Genomic DNA, 16,506 nt, shown 5'->3' with positions numbered 1-16,506 from the left:
GACGAGTGAGAGGTGATCACATGAGCCAGGGCGACGCCCCGGTCGGGCGATCGGTGAAGACGGCGGCGGCCGGCGTACGGGATCTCGCCGCGGAGGCCGCGCGGGTGGGGGCGGCCGCGGCCGCGCGGGCGGTCGAAATCACCGATCGGAAGCTGGCCGAGGGCAAGGACGAACTCGCGAAGGTCGGCCGGGCGGCGACCAAGGAGCTCGACAAGAGCACGCGCTCCTCCCGCCGGGACGTGCTGGCGAACTCCGGCGCCGCCCGTGACGAGGTCATGGCCCGCGCGGCGAAGATGCGCGACCCGGGCCGCAAGGCCGCCCAGGCGGTGGCGACGGTGGTGAGCTCGAAGGGCGAGTCCGGCCGGCGGCGCCGGAAGGCCGTGGCCACCGCGAAGCGGGACCTGGCCGTGGCGCTCCAGGAGGCCAAGAGCGTGGCCCGCGGGGAGCGCACCAAGCGCGCCCGCTGGCCGTGGCTGCTCGCGCTGGGTGCGGTGGCGGCCGCGATCGTGGCGGTCGTGCAGGTCCGGCGGCCCAACCCGCTGGCCGAGGAGGCCGCCGCGAAGCCGGCCGACAAGCCCGCGACGGAGCCGACGGGGAACACCGCCGCGCTGTCCGCCGAAAAGCCGGCCACCGAGAAGCCGGCCGCCGAGAAGCCGGTGGCGGCCAAGCCGGCCACGCCGGCGGCACCGCCGGCCCCGGAGGCAGCCAAGCCGACGCCGGCGGCACCGCCGGCCCCGGCCACGCAGCCGGCGGCCGTCAAGCCGCAGCCGGCGGGCAAGACCACCGACGGCGCGAACGGCCGCGCGCCCGCGGGCCGCGGTCAGAACAAGGCCCACTAGCCCGGGTCCCCGCTGCCCGCACCCGAGGTGATCACGGGTGCGGGCAGCGGTTTGCCCGGAGCCGGTCGTCTCACCCGCTGAAAGCGCTTACACTCGGTCCGTCGCCGAAACCCGGCAGGAGGTCGTCGATGGGCTGGCGGTTCGCTGTGAGCACGCTCGGCATGCCGGGGACCCCCGTCGTGGACGCCGCCCGGACCGCCGTCGCCCACGGCTGCGCCGGCCTCGAACTGCGCGTGCACCCCGACGAACAGGTCCACTTGGGACTGTCCGGGGGTGCCGTCGACGGCATCCGGTCCACCCTGGACGGCGAAGGCCTGGCCATCGCCTGCCTGGCCGGGTACGCGAAAGTCGCCGCGCCCGGGGCCGACCGGCCCGTCGTCGACGAACTGAAGGCGCTGATCGCCCTGGCCCACCGGATCGGCGCCCCCTCCGTGCGCGTCTTCCCCGGCGGGAACGGGGACGGGGACGCGCAGCGCCGCATCGGTGCCGTCCTGGGGGACCTGCGCGACGCCGGCGTGCGGCTGCTCGTCGAGACGCACGACTCGCACCCCACCGGGACCGCGGCCCTCGGGCTGGTCGCCGGGTTCGGCGCACCGGACCTGGCCGCCGTGCTCTGGGACGCCGTCCACCCGTGGCGCGCCGGTGAGGAACCGGCCGCCACCTTCGCCGTGCTCGGCCCGTACCTCGGCTACTTCCAGGTCAAGGACGCCGTGAGCCGGCCGGACCCGACCCCGGTGCCGCCGGGGGCGGGCGCCGTCCCGCTCGGTGCCTGCGGCGAGCTGCTGCGGTCGTGGGCGGGCTGGGTGTCGCTGGAGTGGGAAAAGGCCTGGTACCCCGGCATCGCGCCGGTCGACGTGCCGCTGCGCGCGGCGGCCGCCTGGTTCCAGCGGTACGCGCCGGTGTAGTCACCCGACCCGGAGCACGGTCTTGCCCCGCGCGCCGAACGCCGCCGGTGCTTCCGCGAGCGGGCGGACGGTGTCGATCCGCGGGCGCAGGCGGCCCTCCCGGACCCGGCGGGCCAGGTCCGCGAGCCGGGCCCGGTCGGGCTCGACGACGAAGAACACCGCCCGGCCGTCCGCGGGCCGGATGCGGGGCGGTTCGGCGATCGTGACGAGCGTGCCGCCCTCGCGCACCAGCGCGGCCGAGCGGTCGAGGACCTCGCCGCCGAGCACGTCGAGCACCACGTCCGCCGGGCCGAGGTCCGCCAGCTCCGCCGAGAGGGGCTCGGCGAAGGCGTCCGCGCCGAGCCCGAGCACGGTGTCCCGGTCGGCGGCCCGGCCGGTGCCGAGCACCCGGGCGCCCGCTTCGCGCGCGAGCTGCACCGCGAGCGAGCCGACGCTGCCGGCGGCTCCGTGCACCAGGACGGTCCGGCCCGCGGTGAGCCGTCCGTGGTCGAACAGCGCCTGCCACGCCGTCAGCCCGGAAATCGGCAGGGCGGCGGCGGTGACGTGGTCGACGTCGGACGGCAGCGGTGCCAGGTTGCGCGCTTCCACCGCGGTGTATTCGGCCAGGGAGCCGTCACGAGCCCAGTCGGCCAGGCCGAAGACCCGCTGGCCGACGCTCAGGCCGGTGGTTCCGTAGCCGAGTGCCGCGACGACACCGGACAGCTCGTGCCCGGGGACGCTCGGTGTCCGGTCCCGGCCGGCGCGGTCGGTCCAGGTGGCGGGCCAGGTCAGCTCGCCGGGGGTGAACCCGGCCGCGTGCACCCGGACGACGACGTCGTTCTCCGCGGCGTGGGGGTACGGCAGTTCGGTGAGAGCCGGTTCGGCGGTGCGGTCCCGGACGGTGATGGCTTGCAAGTCAGTTCCCTTCGAGCGGGTTGCGGGCCATGCGGGTGGCGAGGTCGTTGCGCATCGCGGCGCCGGCGGAGCTGTCCGGCTTGCGGTCCGCCTGGTCGCGGAAGCAGCGGAGGAACTCGTCCACCAGGTCCAGCCGCGGGTAGCGCTCGAGCACCTCGGCGCGCAAGCCCGCGGGCAGGTCCGCCACGTCGCGCCCGGCGATGTCGGCCGCGGCGGCGCGCGAGAGCAGGAAGCCCTCCGGGTCTTCGGCCGGGTCGACGTCGGCCTGCATGTGCCGGACGATCACCTCGGTCAGGCGCGCCCGCCGCCCGGGCGGCCAGCCGGCACCCGCGGCGAACACCCACGCCACGTGCCCGCCGGCCACTTCGAACGGCTTCGTGTGGCTGTCGAACTCCGCGGCCAGCCCGACGTCGTGCAGCATGGCCGCGACGAACAGCAGCTCGGCGTCGAAATCGACGTGGTGGACGCCGCCGAGCGCGACCGCCCAGGCGTACACCCGCATCGAGTGGTTGAGCAGGGAGGGCGCCGAGTAGGCCGCCGCGACCTCGGTGGCGGTCACGCACGCCGGGCCGGAGGGGAAGGTCAGCTCCATGCCCCGAGCGTACGCCTTGCATTACGATCAGCGTATGTAACGTAACTTACCCCGGAAGCCGGGCCGCGGTCGGCCCGCGGCCCGGCTCCTCCCGGAAATCGTCAGCGTCCGGAGAAGTTCACGTCACTGCAGAAGTAGTACGACTGGTCGAGGTGGCTCGCCTGCCAGATGGTGTAGACGACGTGCCGTCCCGTCCGGCTGCCCGCGTTCACCGCGACCTGGTACTGCCCGGCGGGAGCGATCTTGCCGGTTTGCGCGACCAGTTCGAGGTTGCCCCAGCCGAGGGGCTGGGTGGCGGGGTTGAAGCCCTGCTTGGTGATGTACACCAGCAGGTAGTCGGCGCCGTGGCGGGCCTGGTCGGTGATGGTGAGCGTGAACCGGTTGTCCTTGTTCGCCATCTGCCACGCGCCGACGGTGTCGAGGGCGTTGTACCGGGGCGCCTGCGTGCGGCCGCCGCTGCACAGCGTGCCGTCGGGGATCGCACCCTGGTGGTTGCCCTTGACGCCTTCGCGGTAGAGCCCGTTCCAGTTCCACATCGCGTTCGGGTCGGCCTGCCAGGCCTGCCAGCACATCGGGTCCTTGGTCGCCATCGCCGGGTTCTGGAAGTCGCTGCCCCAGCGGTTCCAGCAGCCGTAGTTGCGCGAGGGCGGGTCGGTGGCCGAGCCGTGCGCGTCGGCGACACCGGTGAGCACACCACCCAGCAGCACGGCGCTCACGGCCGTCACCACCAGGGAGAGCAAGGTCTTGCGGGGTCGGATCCGTCGGGGAACCACGCTGTCCTCCTTCGTCGGGGGCCGGATTCGGGAGCGCTCCCAAGGTTGTGCCGGACGACCATACGTGCCGCGCCCGCGCCCGGCCACCGTCCGAGTCCCGGAAACCGATTCGAGAGAGCGCTTTCCGGCACGGAGGCGAACTGAACGGTCACTGAACGGCGGAAGGCGGCGGAACCAGGGCCGCCCCATCGGCCCGGGCCCGGGGACGCCCGGTGAACGCGGCGCCGCCGGGCTGCTCCGCGCGGGTGTATCCGGAGAATTTGTCACCGGAGGACGGGGGAAGCGACCCGGGTCCCGTCTGCCGCCACAACCCGGCCGGGGCCGATCGGGTGATCCGCCGGTGCCGGGCGGCGAAGGAGCGGAACGCGCCTAAAGTCGTCCACCACGAACGTTTCCCGACGCATTCCCCGACCGGACGCGAAACGTGGTGGTGATCATGGCTCCTCTTCCGGAACCCCCGGGAAATCCGGCGATCAGGCGGCGGGTGGTGCTCGGCGCCGCCGTGGCGGTTCCCGTTCTCCTCGCCTGGGACACCGCCCGGGCCGAAGCCCTTCCGCTGCCGCCCGTCGACGACGCCATGGCCGGGCTCGTGGCCTTCCTCGTGCCGGGCCGGGATCCGTTCTCGGTCCGGCAGGGACGGACGTCGAGCACGGACGGCGGTGTCGCGGCCGGTGCCGCCCCCGCGCTGCGGTACGTCTACGACCAGGCGATCCCGTACCCGATCGTCGGGCGGCCCTTCGACCTCAACCTGCCCGGCGCGGCCGCGGTGGCGGCCATTCTCAACCTCGTCGCGATCGAGGTGGACCCCCCGGCCGCGCTCGGCCCGTTCGCCGCGTCGTTCGCCAACCTCTCCTTCGCGGGCAAGGTGGAAGTGTTCCGGCGGCTCGAGGAACCGGGACTGGCCGACGGCACGCCGGTGCGGTTCATCCTCGACACGCTCCCGACGCTCGCCGCATTCGTCTCGTATTCGGAAGCGCCGGTGTTCGACCGGGCGACGAACCGGCTGACCGCCATTCCGCTGGGCTGGGAGCTCAGCGCGTACCAGGGGATCGGCGACGGGTGGAACGAATTCCGGGGCTATTACCGCGGAATCGACCGGGTGACCGACTAGGGAGGACCCTGCTCATGCGCGACATCGTGGTCGTCGGGGCCGGCGGCGGCGGACCCGTCGTGGCCAAAGAACTGGCCGCCCGCGGCCTGGACGTGCTCGTGCTCGAAGCCGGGGCCCGGCACCTGCGGCCCGAACAGGAGTGGACGCGGCTCGAGGACGACACCAACAACCCGATCACCGGGCGGTTCCGGGTCGGGCCGTCGCGGCGCGCGGAAGCGCCGTGGCTGCGGGACTTCCCGCAGAACTCGTTCGTCTGGCAGATCGCCGGCGTCGGCGGCACGACGCTGCACTACTTCGGCAACAACCCGCGCCCGGCCCCCGGTGTGTTCGCCGGCTACGAAGGCGCCGATCGCACCGAGTACGACACCGCGCACGTCTTTCCCTTCACCTACGCCGAACTCCGGCCGTACTTCGAATGGTGCGAGGAGACGCTGCCGGTGCGCACCGCGCCCATGGGGACCAAGGAAGCCGTCTTCTTCCGCGGCGCCGAACGCATGGGGCTGACCCACCAGACCTGGAAGGACCTGCGGGGCCCGTCCTACCGGGCGCAGGAGAACGCGATCCTGCAGCCGCACGGCACGGCGGGCCGCACCGGCGACCCCGCCCGGCTGCTCTTCCCGGAAGCGCAGGGCTGCACCTTCTGCGGGCACTGCTTCCAGGGCTGCCTCGAACCCCGGCGGGCGCCGCGCAACCTCAAGGCCAAGCGCTCCACCGACAACTCCTACGTGCCGATGATGCTCACCGCCGACGCGTGGTCGCCGGGCGGGCGGGCCGCGGAGCTGATCACCGACGCCTACGTCGTGCGGGTGCTGACCGAGCAGTCCGGTTCGCGCACGGTGGCGCGCGGGGTCGTCTACCGCACGCCCGACGGCGCGCTGCACACCGTCGAGGCCCGCGTGGTCGTGCTCGCCGGCGGCTGCGTCGAAAACCCGCGCCTGTGGCTCAACAGCGGCCTGCCCAACCCGAACGACTGGGTGGGGCGCGGGCTCACCGAGCACCACCTCGACTGGGTGGTGGGGGTGTTCGACTCCTACACCGGCGAGTCCAAGGGGGCGGGCTCCAACTGCCGGATGGACTTCCCCGGCTACGGCGGCGTGGAGAACGTCTGCCTGCCGCCGGCGTTGCAGGCCTTCGCGTTCGCCTACAGCGACGCCGGGATGTCCGGCTTCTACGACAACGGGGCGGGGGTCGGCCCCCAAGGCGCCGACACGCTCGGGCGGCTGGTCGGCAACGACCTCAAGGCGGCGCTCGGCGACGTCAACAAGCTGCTCACGGCGTTGGTGGTCACCGACGACGACGTCCAGCCCGAAAACCGGGTGACGCGGTCGGCGGTCATCCCGCCGGACCCGCACGGCCCGGTGCCGCGCGTGGAGGTCCGCCACCGCGCCCGCACGGCGCGCACCCGCCGCAACCGCGAGTACCTCGCGGCGCGCTCGGCCGAGCTGATGCGGCTCGCGGGCGCGCGGCGGGTGCACCGGCTGGACTGGGCGCCCCTGTTGCTCCACGTGCAGTCCAGCATGCGGATGGGCTTCGACGCGGCCGACTCGGTACTGGACGGCACGGCGGAGGCCCGCTGGGTCGACCGGCTGTACATCGCCGACAACTCGGCCCTGCCCAACGCGGCGGGCGGCGCCAACCCGACGCTGACGACCCAGGCGGTGGCGACCCGCACGGCGGAGAACATCTTCCGCACCTACTTCGGCGGTGACCCGTGGGTGGGGCGGGAGGCACCGACGTCGTCCATCGACGACCGCGTCACACAGGCGGTGCTGGCCCGCGGGCTTTAGGTCCTTCGCCGGGATGCCGGGACCGCGCCGGGATCACAACGACAGGAATTCGCCCCGCTGCAGCAGCTGCACCCGCGTCGGCGGGCGGCGCAGCCGGACCTCCTCCAGGAAGTTCGACACCGGCGAGTGGAACAGGCCGTAGTCGTCGAAGTGCACCGGGACCGCACGCCGGGGCTCCAGCAGGTTCAGCAGGTCGACCCCGCCGCGGTGGTCGAGCGTGACGAGGACGCCGAACGCGCGGGTGCCGCCCAGGTGCACGACCGCCAGGTCGAGGTCGGGGAAGTGGTGGCGGATGGTGCGGAGTTCGTCGTGCAGCACGGTGTCGCCGCTGAGGTAGATCCGCAGCGGATCGGCCTCCGGTGCCGCGCGGTACTCCAGCACGCTGCCCATCACCGGGGGGAGCAGGCGCCGGGCCGGGCCCGGGGCGTGCCGCGCGGGCACGGACGTCACCGTCAGCCGCGCGTCTCCGTCCGAGAAGGTTTCCGCCGTCCACGTCGGCAGCGGCAGCGGCGCGTGGAAACCGCGCCGCAGCAAGCGGGTCGCCGCGTGCCGGGTGGTCAGGATCGGGGTGTCGCGGGGGAGTTCGCGTGCGGCGATCCGGTCGAAGTGGTCGCCGTGCAGGTGGGACAGGATGATCGCGGTCAGCGGCGGCAGGTCCGCCGGCTGCAGCGCGGGCTCGGTGCGCCGCCGCGAGAACAGGCCCTGGCCGAAGTAGGACCACTGGCCGCGGTGCAGGAAGTTCGGGTCGGTCAGCAGGGTGAACGGGCCCAGCCGGAGCACCGTGGTCGCGGTCCCGACGAACATCAGGCTGTCACCGGTGGGCGGTGCGTACGGGGGCATCGGGTTCCTTCCGGCACAGGGCCGGGGCGCGGCCGGGCGGGCCGCGCCCCGGACTGCGTGCTCCTCAGCTCTGGGAGCGCACGTTTTCCTTGGCCTCCTGGGCGCGATCGGTGACGTCGCCGGTCGCCGAGCGGGCTTCGTCCTTGACCGTGGACGCCGCGTCGGCGGCTTCGGACTTCACCGACTCCGCCGCCTGCTGCACGGGCTCGCGCAGGTTCTCCTTGAGCTCCTCGGCCGCGTGCTGGGCGACCGGGGCCACGTGCTCGCGGGCGAGGTCGGTCGCCTGGCCGGCGAGCCGGCGTTCCGGCTCGCTCGCGGGCAGCAGGGACGAGACGAGCCAGCCGGCGCCGAAGGCGATCAGGCCGGCCGCCAGCGGATTGCCCCGCGTGCCACGCCGGATCGAGGCAGGGGCCTCGCTGACGGCGTCGGCGGCGGAACTCACCTTGTCCCCGGCCGTCGAGGCGACCGAGCCCACCTTGTCGCCCGCCGTCGACGCGTGGTCGGCCGCCGTGCCCATGACGCGATCCCGCGCGTTGCCCACCGCGGTGCGCATCCGGCCGATGCGGCGTTCGACGATCCGGCCCGGGGTCACCTTCTCGGTGAGGGCGTTCACGTCGGTGCTGAGATGGCGTTGCGTGCCTTCGATTTCGCGGCGGATCCGCTCCGGTTCGGTCATGGTCGTTCGCCTTTCAGTGCGTCCGGGACCTGCTGCAGGGTCTCGACGGTGCGTTCGGGTTTCGGGTTGATCCGGCGGACTTCGCGCCGGCCGGTCGTGTAGAGCACGGCGCCGGCGATCACCCACACGACCGCGACGATCAGCGCCGCCCAGCCGGAATCCATCACGTTCGCCAGGCCCTGCCACAGGGCGATGGAGAGGAACAGCGCGACCATGTAGCCGGCGAACCCGGCGCCGCCGAGCATGCCCGCGCCCTTCGCGGCCTTGCCCGCCTCGGCCTTCACTTCGGCCTTCGCCAGTTCCACCTCCTGCCGCACCAGGGTGGAGATGTCCTTCATGACGTTGGACATCAGCTCGCCGACGGAGACGTCGGCGACGTCGACGGGTTCGCCGGCCCGCGGGGCGGGCCCGGGTGGCTGGGTCATCACGGCACCTGGCCCGGCGCGGAGAAGCGGGGGCTCGGCTGCGGGAGGCCTTCGGGCGGCTGCGGCGCGTTGTACCCGCCGGGGACCGTCCCCGGCTGGCTCGGCTGCGGGAGCCCGCCCGCCGGCTGGGGCGCGTTGTACCCGCCGGGGGCCGTGCCCGGCTGCGGCGTCTCGTACCCGGCAGTCGCCGGATACCCGGTGGGGGGCGCGTACCCGGCACCCGGCTGAGGTACCGGCGGGGTCGCGGCGGGGCCGGCGTGCGGCTGCGGGGCGCCCGCCTGCCCGTTCGAGGAGTTTTCCTCCTGCTTCTGCGCGACGACGCCGCGGGTGAGCCGCCCCACGAGGACGCCGGCCACGGCCGCACCGACCAGGAAGGTGCCGGGACGGCGGCGGGCGAAGCGCCGCACCTCGTCCAAGAGGTCACCCGGTTCGCGGTGCTCGAGCCAGTCGGCGACCGTCCGCGTCCGGTCGGACACCTGGCGCGCGACGTCGCCGGCGATGCCGGGGGAGTCGGTCTGCTCCGCCATCCGCTCCAGCTGACCGGCCAGCTGGTGGAGGCCCTCGGCCGCCTTCCGCTGGCCGTCCCTGGCCTGCGACTGCAGCTGTTCCCGGCCTTCGCGGACCAGGTCGCGTGCTTCCTGCTGGGCGTGCGCGGCCACGTGTTTTGCTTGGTCCGCGGCCGTTTGCGCGACTTCGCCACCCCGATCGGCGGCTGTGGAAGCCACCTCGCGGGCTTCGTCCTTGGCGGTTTCCGGCATCGACGGCGATCCGCTGCCGTGCTGCTGCGGCGGTGACTGACCGCCGGGTCCCTGCGTCATCTCGACCTCCTGCGGGGAAGGCACTTCCGCGCCTACGTGGGTGCCGATGCGACCATCGGCCTGGTAGGGCGGCTGGCTACCCGGGTGGTCCGGGGATAAACCGGACCCGCCCTTCACTCCCCCGTCGTCAGCAGCGAGACGGCGTCGCGGAGGCTGTCCGGGCGGCCGGGGGACGGCCGGCCCGGACCGGCCAGGACGATCCGGGCTACCGGGAGCCCGCTCGGGGGAGTCACCGGGTGGCTGCTCCACAGCACGACGGCGGCAGGCCGGACCCGGTCGACCGCGTGCCGGAGCGCGCTTTCGGGGATCGAGGCGCCGAGGAACAGGGCCGCGCGGCCCTGTTCGGCCAGCGCCGCGCGCAGGGCTTCCAGCGGCAGCGTGTGCCGCTCGCCGTCCACACAGGCCAGCAGGACCGGCGGCCCGGCGCCGGTGGGGGCGGGGATGCGGTGCAGGGCCGCGGCGATGGCCCAGGCGAGCCCGTGCACCAGGTCGATGCAGCGGTCGGCGTCCGGGCCGCAGAGGGCGCCGAGCGCCGGGCGGCAGAGCTCGTCCCAGGTCGCGGGCACGCCGCGGCCGGCCAGGTGCGCGTCGAGGAGCGCGGCCGCGGTGTCGAGCTTCAGCCGCCGGACGGCGGTCAGCAGCGTGCCCACGTCGGTCCGGCCGCCGGGGCGGAACGCCCGTGCGGCCGCGGCTGCGGGGCCGAGCCCCTGCTCGATCAGGTGCTGCATGCGGAGCAGGGCGTCGACGTCCGTCCGGCCGTAGCGGCGGTGGCTGCCCGTCTGCGGCGCGGACAGCGGGAGGTCGTACCGGCGGTGCCACGCGCGCAGCGTGGACGCGGGCAGGCCGAGCATCCGCGCCACCGCCCCCGCCGTCCAGGTGACGGCGGGGGCGGTGGCGGGCCGGTCCACCGGCAGGCTCAGTTCCCGGGGCGGGCGACGTCGCCGCGCCAGGCGCCGGTCTCGCGGCCGTCGCGGTCCTCGATGAAGGTCTTGAACCGGCCCAGGTCGCCCTTGACCCGGCGGTCCATGATGCCCAGCTTGTCGGCCACGTTCTCGACGAAGCCGTCCGGGTCGATGTCGAGCTGGACGGTGACGCGGGTCTGCCGGTCGTCGAGGCGGTGGAACGTCACGACACCCGCGTGCGTCGGGCCGGAGTCGGACTTCCAGGCGACGCGCTCGTCCGGGTGCTGCTCGGTGATCGTCGCGTCGAACTCCCGGGTCTGCCCGCCGACGGTGATCTTCCAATGGGTGTGGGTGTCGTCGAGCTGCCGGATCTCGTCGACGCCCTCCATGAACCGCGGGAAGGACTCGAACTGCGTCCACTGGTTGTAGGCGGTGGTGACGTCGGTCTCGACGTCGACGGATTCGGTGACGGTGCTCATCGCGGTGAAGTCCTCTCTCCAAGGGGCGGGGTGGTCCGGTCCCCGGATACCCGGCAAATCGATGACAAAACGATGCAACCGCTCTATGGTCGGGCAGCAGCGACGAAAGAGGAGCCCCCGTGACCGACGACCGGATGCCCGCACTGACGGTGCGGACGCGCACCGTGCCCGAAGCCGTCGTCGTCGCCGCGGCCGGCGATCTCGACCTCGGCACCGCGCCGGTGCTGCGCACGCGAGCCCGGGCCGCGCTGACCGGACGGCCGGGTGCGCTCATCGTGGACCTGGGCGCGATCACCTTCTGCGGCTCGGCGGGCCTGCAGGTCATCGCCGAGCTCGTGACGGCGACGGCGGCCGCGGAGCTGCCGTTCGCGGTCGTCACCGACCGGCACGCGGTGCTGCGGTCCCTGCAGATCACCCGCCTCGACGCCACGGTCGCGCTGCACCCGACGGTGGACGGCGCCCGCGAGTGGATCCGGCAGCGGCCCGGCGGCGTCGCCTGAGGCGGCGGTTAGGGCCGGCCCACCCGCGGGTAGTCCTCTGCCATGGAAGCGGAGGCGCTGCTGCAGAGCCTGACCAGAGTCGTGACCGCGCTCGACGGCACGGGCATCCGGTTCGCCGTCGCCGGCGGGCTGGCCGTGTACGCCCGTGGCGGGCCGCCGTCGGACCACGACGTCGACCTGTTCCTCAAGCCCGGCGACGCGGAAAAGGCGGCCGAGGTGCTCACCGCGGCCGGGCTGCGGCGGGTGCACCCGCCGGAGGACTGGCTCACGAAGGTCTACGACGGGGACATCCTCGTGGACCTCATCCACGGCCCCAACCACCGGCCGGTGACCGACGAGCTGCTCGACCGCGCGGCGCTGATGCGGATCGGGTCCACCGCGGCGCCGGTCGTCTGCGGCACCGACCTGCTGGTGGACAAGCTGCTCGTGCTGAGCGCGCACCGGTGCGACTTCGCGCCGCTGCTGCGGATCGCCCGCGACCTGCGCGAGCAGGTCGACTGGACCGAGGTCGCCGTGCAGGTGCAGGCGTCCCCCTACGCCCGGGCGTTCCTGGCCCTGCTCGGCGACCTGGCCGTGATCGACCCGAAGGAGGCACTCGTGCCCGAACCACCGCAGTACCTCGTCGCCCGGCTCCACCGGGCGCTGGCCGAAGACCCCCGCACCGCCGAGCTCGGCGTGCACGTGACCGTGCGGGGTGAGCACGTCCACCTGACCGGCGAAGTCACCTGCCCGGCGCGGAAGGCGGAGGTGGACGCCGTCGTCGGCGAATACCTGACCGGGGAGCTGGTGCACAACGACGTCCGGGTCGCCGACGTCCGCGAACCGGCGAGCGCGGAGGAGATCGGCCGATGAGGATCGCCGCGGTCGGGGACGTGCACCTGGGCGAGGACTCCCGCGGCCTGCTCCGGCCGGCCCTGGAGCACCTCGCCGGCACCGCCGACGTCCTGCTGCTGGCCGGGGACCTCACCCGGCACGGCACCGTCGAAGAGGCCCGCGTGGTGGCCGACGAGCTCGCCGGGCTCGGGGTGCCGATCGCCGCGGTCCTCGGCAACCACGACCACCACAGCGACGCCGGCGAGATGATCTCGAACCTGCTCCGGGAGACCGGCGTCGAGGTGCTGGAAGGCGACGCGGTCCGGTTCGACCTGCCGGACGGCTCCCTGGGCGTCGCGGGGGTCAAGGGCTTCGGCGGCGGGTTCGCCGGCAAGTGCGCCAGCCGGTTCGGCGAGCGGGAGATGAAGGACTTCGTCGAGCACACGATGGCGTCGGCCGATTCGCTGCGCAAAGCGTTGCAAACCCTCGACACGGACGTCGTCGTCGCGCTGACGCACTACGCGCCGATCCCCGGGACCCTGCACGGCGAGCCGCCGGAAATCCACCCGTTCCTCGGGTCGTACCTGCTGTGCGAGCCGATCGACGAGGTGGGGGCCGACCTGGCGCTGCACGGCCACGCCCACTTCGGGTGCGAGCAGGGTGTGACGCCGGGCGGGGTGCGCGTGCGGAACGTGGCGCAGCCGGTGATCCGGAAGGCGTACGCGCTCTACGACCTGCACCCGGCCGAGCTGTCCGCCCGCCGCTGACGAGTCCCTCGTGAGTGGTAAGGCGGGTTAGAACCCGCCTTACCACTCACGACCAGCCGCGGCAGAGGTCACTCGGCCAGCAGGGTGCGCACCACCGCCAGCACCGGGCGCTCGCCGGCGGCGGCGAGCACCTCCTCGGCCGTGCGCCAGCAGGCGCGGGCCGCGGCGGGGCCGGTCAGGCTCAGGCGCGCCTTGCCGAGCACCACGAGGGCGTACGCCTCGCCCAGCCGGTGCCCGGTGGCCCGGAACCCGGAAACCGCCCGGACGGCCAGGGTTTCCGCGGCCGCCGGGTCGCCCGCGGTCAGCGAAGCCGACGCCATGCTGGTCCGGGCCTGCTCGGCCAGCAGCCGGAAACCGCCTTGGGCGGCGTCGCGCAAGGCGGTTCCGGCGTGCCCCAGCGCCTCGGCACTATCCACAGTGGACAGCCCGATCCGGGTGGTGATCCCGCCGCGGAGGTAGCCGATCTTCTCCGCCAGCCGGTGGGCTTCGGTGTACTCCGCCAGTGCCGCCGCCGGGTCGCCTTCCTGGCGGTGGAGGTCGCCGAGCGCGCACAGCGCGTCGGTCTCGAACCGCTGGTTGCCGGCCTCCCGCGCCACCGTCACCGCGAGCCGCGCCGCCGGCCACGCCCGCGCGAGGTCGCCGGTCGCCCGGTGCACCGCCGCGAGCCGCACCAGCGCGTCCGCCTCGTCGTCCCGGGAACCCAGCTGCCGCAGGGCTTCCAGCGCTTCGGTGAGCACGGTCTGCGCGCGGGCGAGATCGCCCGAGGCGCGGTAGCCGTACCCGAGGTTGCACAACGCGATCGCCGCCGCGTGCGGTGAGCCGAGCCGGCGGCAGAGGTCGAGCGCGCGCTCGTTGTGCTCGATGCCGTCGGCGAGCCTGCCGTGTTCGATGAGCACGGCACCCAGGTTGATCAGCCCGTTCGCCGCCCGGATCGACTCGCCGTGCCGCAGCGTGCCGTCCAGTGCCGCGGTGAAGTGCTCGATCGCCCGGTCGAGCCGGCCGAGGTCCAGGTGCACGACGCCGAGCGCGTGCAGGACCGAGTCGGCGCCTTCGCGGGCCCCGGCGGCGTGGTAGGACCGCTGGGCCGCTTCGAGCTCCGCGAGCGCCGTCTCGTAGTCGCCGCGGCTCCAGGCGAGCGCGCCCAGGCTGTGCCGCATGGCTCCGGCCGCCCGCTCGTCCCCGGCCCGCCGCGCGGCGGCCAGCCCGGCGGTTGCGGCCGCCTGCCACCCGGCGTCGAGCCGGTGGGAGTGGAAGAAGCCGCGCAGCAGGTCGGCCCCCCGCCAGGCGAACGATTCCCGGTCCGTCCCGGCGGTCCACCGGATCGCGGACAGGACGTTGCCGTGCTCGGCCAGCAGCCAGCGGCGGGCTTCGGCCGGTTCGACGGCTTCGCCGTCTTCGGGCGCGTCGGGCAGCCGCTGCAGATCGGGGTAGAGCGCGGTCGCCGCCCGGGCCGCCGCGCGCAGGTAGTACCCGAGGAGCCGGTCGAGGGCGGTCGCCCGCTCGGCCGGCGGCAGCTCGTCGCGGGCGCGTTCGGCGGCGTACGCGCGGAGCAGGTCGTGCAGGCCGAACCGGTCGCCGCGGGGCTGCACCAGGTGGCTCGCGGCCAGTTCGCGCAGCAGCCGGCCGGCCCGGGCGTCGTCCACCCCCGCCAGCGCCGCCGCGCCCGCCACGCCGACGTCGGCGCCGGGCACCAGCCCGAGCAGGCGGAAGAACCGGCCCGCCGCCGGGGAAACGGCGTCGAAGGACAGGTCGAAGGCCCCCCGGACGCCGAGCTGCCGGAGGTCGGGCCCGGCCAGCTCGGCGAGGTAGCCGCGCAGGGACCGGTCCGGCCACAGCGCGAGGTTCGCCGCGGCGATCCGCAGCGCCAGCGGCAGCCCGGCGCACAGCCGCACCAGCTCGCGGGCGGCGTCCTCCTCGGCGGCGACCCGGTCCGCGCCGACCACCGAGGCCAGCAGCGCGAGCGCGTCGTCCGGCGACAGCTCGGCCAGTTCCACGAGCCGGGTGTCCAAGGTGGCGGCCAGGCCGCAGAGCCGGTCGCGGCTGGTGATCAGCACCGCGCAGCCCGGGCTCCCGGGCAGCAGCGCGCGCACGTGTTCCGGCCCGGCCACGTTGTCCAGCACGATCAGCACGCGCCGGTCGGCGAGCACCGAGCGGTAGAGCGCGGCGGCGTCGGCGACGTCGGTCGGCACCTGGCCGGGCCGGACGCCGAGCGCGTGCGAAAACCGGGTCAGCACCTCCAGCTGCGCGAGCGCCGGGACCGTCGAGTAGCCCTGGAGGTCGGCGAAGAGCTGGCCGTCCGGGAAGTGCCGCGCGGCGCGGTGCGCCCAGTGCACCGCGGCGGTCGTCTTGCCCACCCCGGCCGGCCCGACGAGCAGGGCGATCGGCGGGTGCGTGCCGGGCGGCCGGTCCGGACCCAGCACCTCGTCCAATGTGGACAGCAGCCGGGTGCGGCCGACGAGCGCGGCGACGGCCGGGGGCAGCTGCCGCGGCCGGAACTCCGGCTGCGCGCCGGGTTCGTCGGCGAGGACGGCCTGGTGGGCGCGGCGCACCCGGTCGCCGGGGCCGACGCCGAGCTCGCCGGTGAACATCCGGTGCACCGCGCGGTAGGTCTCCAGTGCGTCGGCGCGGCGGCCCGCCCGGTGCAGCGCCTCCAGGTACAACGCCCACAACGCTTCCCGCCACGGGTGCTGGCGCGTGAGCCGGGCCAGTTCGCCGGTGATCTCACCGGGACGGCCGAGTTCGAGGCTGACCTCGAAGTAGCGCTCCTGCGCCAGCAGCCGCTCTTCGGCGGGCTGGTCGACGTCTTCCCGGCTCAGGACCTCGGCCGGGACGTCGGCGAGCAGCGGTCCGCGCCAGCAGGCGAGCGCGGCGGCGAGCAGCTCGCGCTCGGCGTCCGGGCTCGGCTCGGCCCGCGCGGCGGCGGTGAGCTCGCGGAACCGCAGCAGGTCGTGCCGCGCCGGCGGCACGCGCAGCAGGTAGCCGGTCGGCTGGGTCTCGACGACGCCGTCGCCCAGCGCCCGCCGCAGCCGGACGGCGTGCACCTGGAGGCTCTTGCGGGCGGTTTCCGGCGGGTCGTCGCCCCACAGCAGCTCGGTGAGCCGGTCGAGCGACACGGTCGTGTTCGCCCGCATCAGCAACGCCGCCAGGAGGGCCCGCACCTTGGGCCCGGTGACCGGGACGGGCACGCCGTCCCGCTCGACCTGCAACGGTCCCAGCACCCCGAAGCTGAGCACTTCTCCGCACCCCCCGCTGACCGGACGAACCGGTCATTCCCACCGTGAGGGTAGCGCCGAACGATCACCCGGGCCGTACGGGCCGCACCGGTGGGGAGAACAGGGAGCCGGACACCGGCCCGGGTCCGCCGATCCGCAGGCCGAAACGCCGC

17 protein-coding genes are annotated in these 16,506 nt (G+C 74.5%); 7 read left to right on the top strand and 10 right to left on the bottom strand.

From position 1 onward, the window contains the following. Positions 1–20 precede the first annotated feature (20 nt). Together Q5425_RS05005 and Q5425_RS05000 are read left to right on the top strand one after the other, a co-directional pair. Positions 21–839, top strand: a complete 819-nt coding sequence (locus Q5425_RS05005) for a hypothetical protein (protein ID WP_308670898.1) — start codon at positions 21–23, stop codon at positions 837–839. A 128-nt stretch (positions 840–967) separates the two neighbouring features. Then, on the top strand, positions 968–1,744 hold the full coding sequence (locus Q5425_RS05000) for a sugar phosphate isomerase/epimerase family protein (protein WP_308670897.1): 777 nt from the start codon (positions 968–970) through the stop codon (positions 1,742–1,744). On the opposite strand, the gene Q5425_RS04995 is transcribed toward Q5425_RS05000, so the two are convergent. From Q5425_RS04995 to Q5425_RS04985, 3 genes are all read right to left on the bottom strand, one after another. Then, a complete protein-coding gene (locus tag Q5425_RS04995) occupies positions 1,745–2,638 on the bottom strand; it encodes an NADP-dependent oxidoreductase (protein ID WP_308670896.1) in 894 nt (297 codons plus the stop codon). A gap of 1 nt (position 2,639) precedes the next feature. Then, entirely contained in the window at positions 2,640–3,230 is a 591-nt protein-coding gene (locus Q5425_RS04990; RefSeq protein ID WP_308670895.1) for an HD domain-containing protein, read from the bottom strand. A gap of 101 nt (positions 3,231–3,331) precedes the next feature. Then, complete coding sequence (locus Q5425_RS04985) at positions 3,332–4,003, bottom strand: lytic polysaccharide monooxygenase (RefSeq protein ID WP_308670894.1); 672 nt, start codon at positions 4,001–4,003, stop codon at positions 3,332–3,334. 436 nt (positions 4,004–4,439) lie between these two features. Between Q5425_RS04985 and Q5425_RS04980 the strand changes: the two genes are divergently transcribed. Together Q5425_RS04980 and Q5425_RS04975 are read left to right on the top strand one after the other, a co-directional pair. Then, on the top strand, positions 4,440–5,114 hold the full coding sequence (locus Q5425_RS04980) for a hypothetical protein (protein ID WP_308670893.1): 675 nt from the start codon (positions 4,440–4,442) through the stop codon (positions 5,112–5,114). A gap of 14 nt (positions 5,115–5,128) precedes the next feature. Beyond that, a complete protein-coding gene (locus Q5425_RS04975; protein ID WP_308670892.1) occupies positions 5,129–6,901 on the top strand; it encodes a GMC family oxidoreductase N-terminal domain-containing protein in 1,773 nt (590 codons plus the stop codon). A 33-nt stretch (positions 6,902–6,934) separates the two neighbouring features. On the opposite strand, the gene Q5425_RS04970 is transcribed toward Q5425_RS04975, so the two are convergent. The 6 genes from Q5425_RS04970 to Q5425_RS04945 all read right to left on the bottom strand — a co-directional run bounded on the left by Q5425_RS04970 (position 6,935) and on the right by Q5425_RS04945 (position 11,041). Then, entirely contained in the window at positions 6,935–7,741 is an 807-nt protein-coding gene (locus tag Q5425_RS04970; protein ID WP_308670891.1) for an MBL fold metallo-hydrolase, read from the bottom strand. Positions 7,742–7,805: 64 nt separating this feature from the next. Beyond that, positions 7,806–8,417, bottom strand: a complete 612-nt coding sequence (locus Q5425_RS04965; protein WP_308670890.1) for a DUF3618 domain-containing protein — start codon at positions 8,415–8,417, stop codon at positions 7,806–7,808. Continuing rightward, on the bottom strand, positions 8,414–8,842 hold the full coding sequence (locus Q5425_RS04960) for a phage holin family protein (RefSeq protein WP_308670889.1): 429 nt from the start codon (positions 8,840–8,842) through the stop codon (positions 8,414–8,416). Before Q5425_RS04960 ends, Q5425_RS04965 begins: the two co-directional genes overlap by 4 nt. Further along, positions 8,842–9,660, bottom strand: a complete 819-nt coding sequence (locus tag Q5425_RS04955; protein WP_308670888.1) for a hypothetical protein — start codon at positions 9,658–9,660, stop codon at positions 8,842–8,844. The genes Q5425_RS04960 and Q5425_RS04955 overlap by 1 nt, the downstream gene beginning before the upstream one ends. Before the next feature lie 113 nt (positions 9,661–9,773). After that, positions 9,774–10,568 (bottom strand): MerR family transcriptional regulator, encoded by a 795-nt coding sequence (locus tag Q5425_RS04950; RefSeq protein WP_308670887.1) that lies wholly within the window; start codon positions 10,566–10,568, stop codon positions 9,774–9,776. A gap of 8 nt (positions 10,569–10,576) precedes the next feature. Continuing rightward, the gene (locus tag Q5425_RS04945) at positions 10,577–11,041 is read right to left on the bottom strand and encodes an SRPBCC family protein (protein ID WP_308670886.1); all 465 of its coding nucleotides are present in this window, start codon (positions 11,039–11,041) and stop codon (positions 10,577–10,579) included. A gap of 119 nt (positions 11,042–11,160) precedes the next feature. Between Q5425_RS04945 and Q5425_RS04940 the strand changes: the two genes are divergently transcribed. The 3 genes from Q5425_RS04940 to Q5425_RS04930 are packed head-to-tail and all read left to right on the top strand — an operon-like array spanning position 11,161 to position 13,121. Next, positions 11,161–11,541, top strand: a complete 381-nt coding sequence (locus tag Q5425_RS04940) for an STAS domain-containing protein (protein ID WP_308670885.1) — start codon at positions 11,161–11,163, stop codon at positions 11,539–11,541. Between the two features lie 42 nt (positions 11,542–11,583). Continuing rightward, a complete protein-coding gene (locus Q5425_RS04935; protein ID WP_308670884.1) occupies positions 11,584–12,393 on the top strand; it encodes a nucleotidyltransferase family protein in 810 nt (269 codons plus the stop codon). Next, positions 12,390–13,121, top strand: coding sequence for a metallophosphoesterase (locus Q5425_RS04930; protein WP_308670883.1), 732 nt, complete (start codon positions 12,390–12,392; stop codon positions 13,119–13,121). The genes Q5425_RS04935 and Q5425_RS04930 overlap by 4 nt, the downstream gene beginning before the upstream one ends. 68 nt (positions 13,122–13,189) lie before the next feature. On the opposite strand, the gene Q5425_RS04925 is transcribed toward Q5425_RS04930, so the two are convergent. Beyond that, positions 13,190–16,354, bottom strand: coding sequence for a BTAD domain-containing putative transcriptional regulator (locus Q5425_RS04925; RefSeq protein WP_308670882.1), 3,165 nt, complete (start codon positions 16,352–16,354; stop codon positions 13,190–13,192). Between the last annotated feature and the right edge of the window lie 152 nt (positions 16,355–16,506).

The sequence above is a fragment of the Amycolatopsis sp. A133 genome (genome assembly GCF_031082405.1).
Classification (GTDB): domain Bacteria; phylum Actinomycetota; class Actinomycetes; order Mycobacteriales; family Pseudonocardiaceae; genus Amycolatopsis.
Note: the sequence above shows the minus strand (reverse complement) of the source record. Positions and strands in the feature narration are given on the sequence as shown.

Bases quoted from the DNA above. Each gene is read 5' to 3' on its own strand.
- Q5425_RS05005 (WP_308670898.1), top strand. From the start codon at position 21: ATGAGCCAGGGCGACGCCCCGGTCGGGCGATCGGTGAAGACGGCGGCG.
- Q5425_RS05000 (WP_308670897.1), top strand. From the start codon at position 968: ATGGGCTGGCGGTTCGCTGTGAGCACGCTCGGCATGCCGGGGACCCCC.
- Q5425_RS04990 (WP_308670895.1), bottom strand. From the start codon at position 3,230: ATGGAGCTGACCTTCCCCTCCGGCCCGGCGTGCGTGACCGCCACCGAG.
- Q5425_RS04980 (WP_308670893.1), top strand. From the start codon at position 4,440: ATGGCTCCTCTTCCGGAACCCCCGGGAAATCCGGCGATCAGGCGGCGG.
- Q5425_RS04975 (WP_308670892.1), top strand. From the start codon at position 5,129: ATGCGCGACATCGTGGTCGTCGGGGCCGGCGGCGGCGGACCCGTCGTG.
- Q5425_RS04970 (WP_308670891.1), bottom strand. From the start codon at position 7,741: ATGCCCCCGTACGCACCGCCCACCGGTGACAGCCTGATGTTCGTCGGG.
- Q5425_RS04965 (WP_308670890.1), bottom strand. From the start codon at position 8,417: ATGACCGAACCGGAGCGGATCCGCCGCGAAATCGAAGGCACGCAACGC.
- Q5425_RS04960 (WP_308670889.1), bottom strand. From the start codon at position 8,842: ATGACCCAGCCACCCGGGCCCGCCCCGCGGGCCGGCGAACCCGTCGAC.
- Q5425_RS04955 (WP_308670888.1), bottom strand. From the start codon at position 9,660: ATGACGCAGGGACCCGGCGGTCAGTCACCGCCGCAGCAGCACGGCAGC.
- Q5425_RS04945 (WP_308670886.1), bottom strand. From the start codon at position 11,041: ATGAGCACCGTCACCGAATCCGTCGACGTCGAGACCGACGTCACCACC.
- Q5425_RS04935 (WP_308670884.1), top strand. From the start codon at position 11,584: ATGGAAGCGGAGGCGCTGCTGCAGAGCCTGACCAGAGTCGTGACCGCG.
- Q5425_RS04930 (WP_308670883.1), top strand. From the start codon at position 12,390: ATGAGGATCGCCGCGGTCGGGGACGTGCACCTGGGCGAGGACTCCCGC.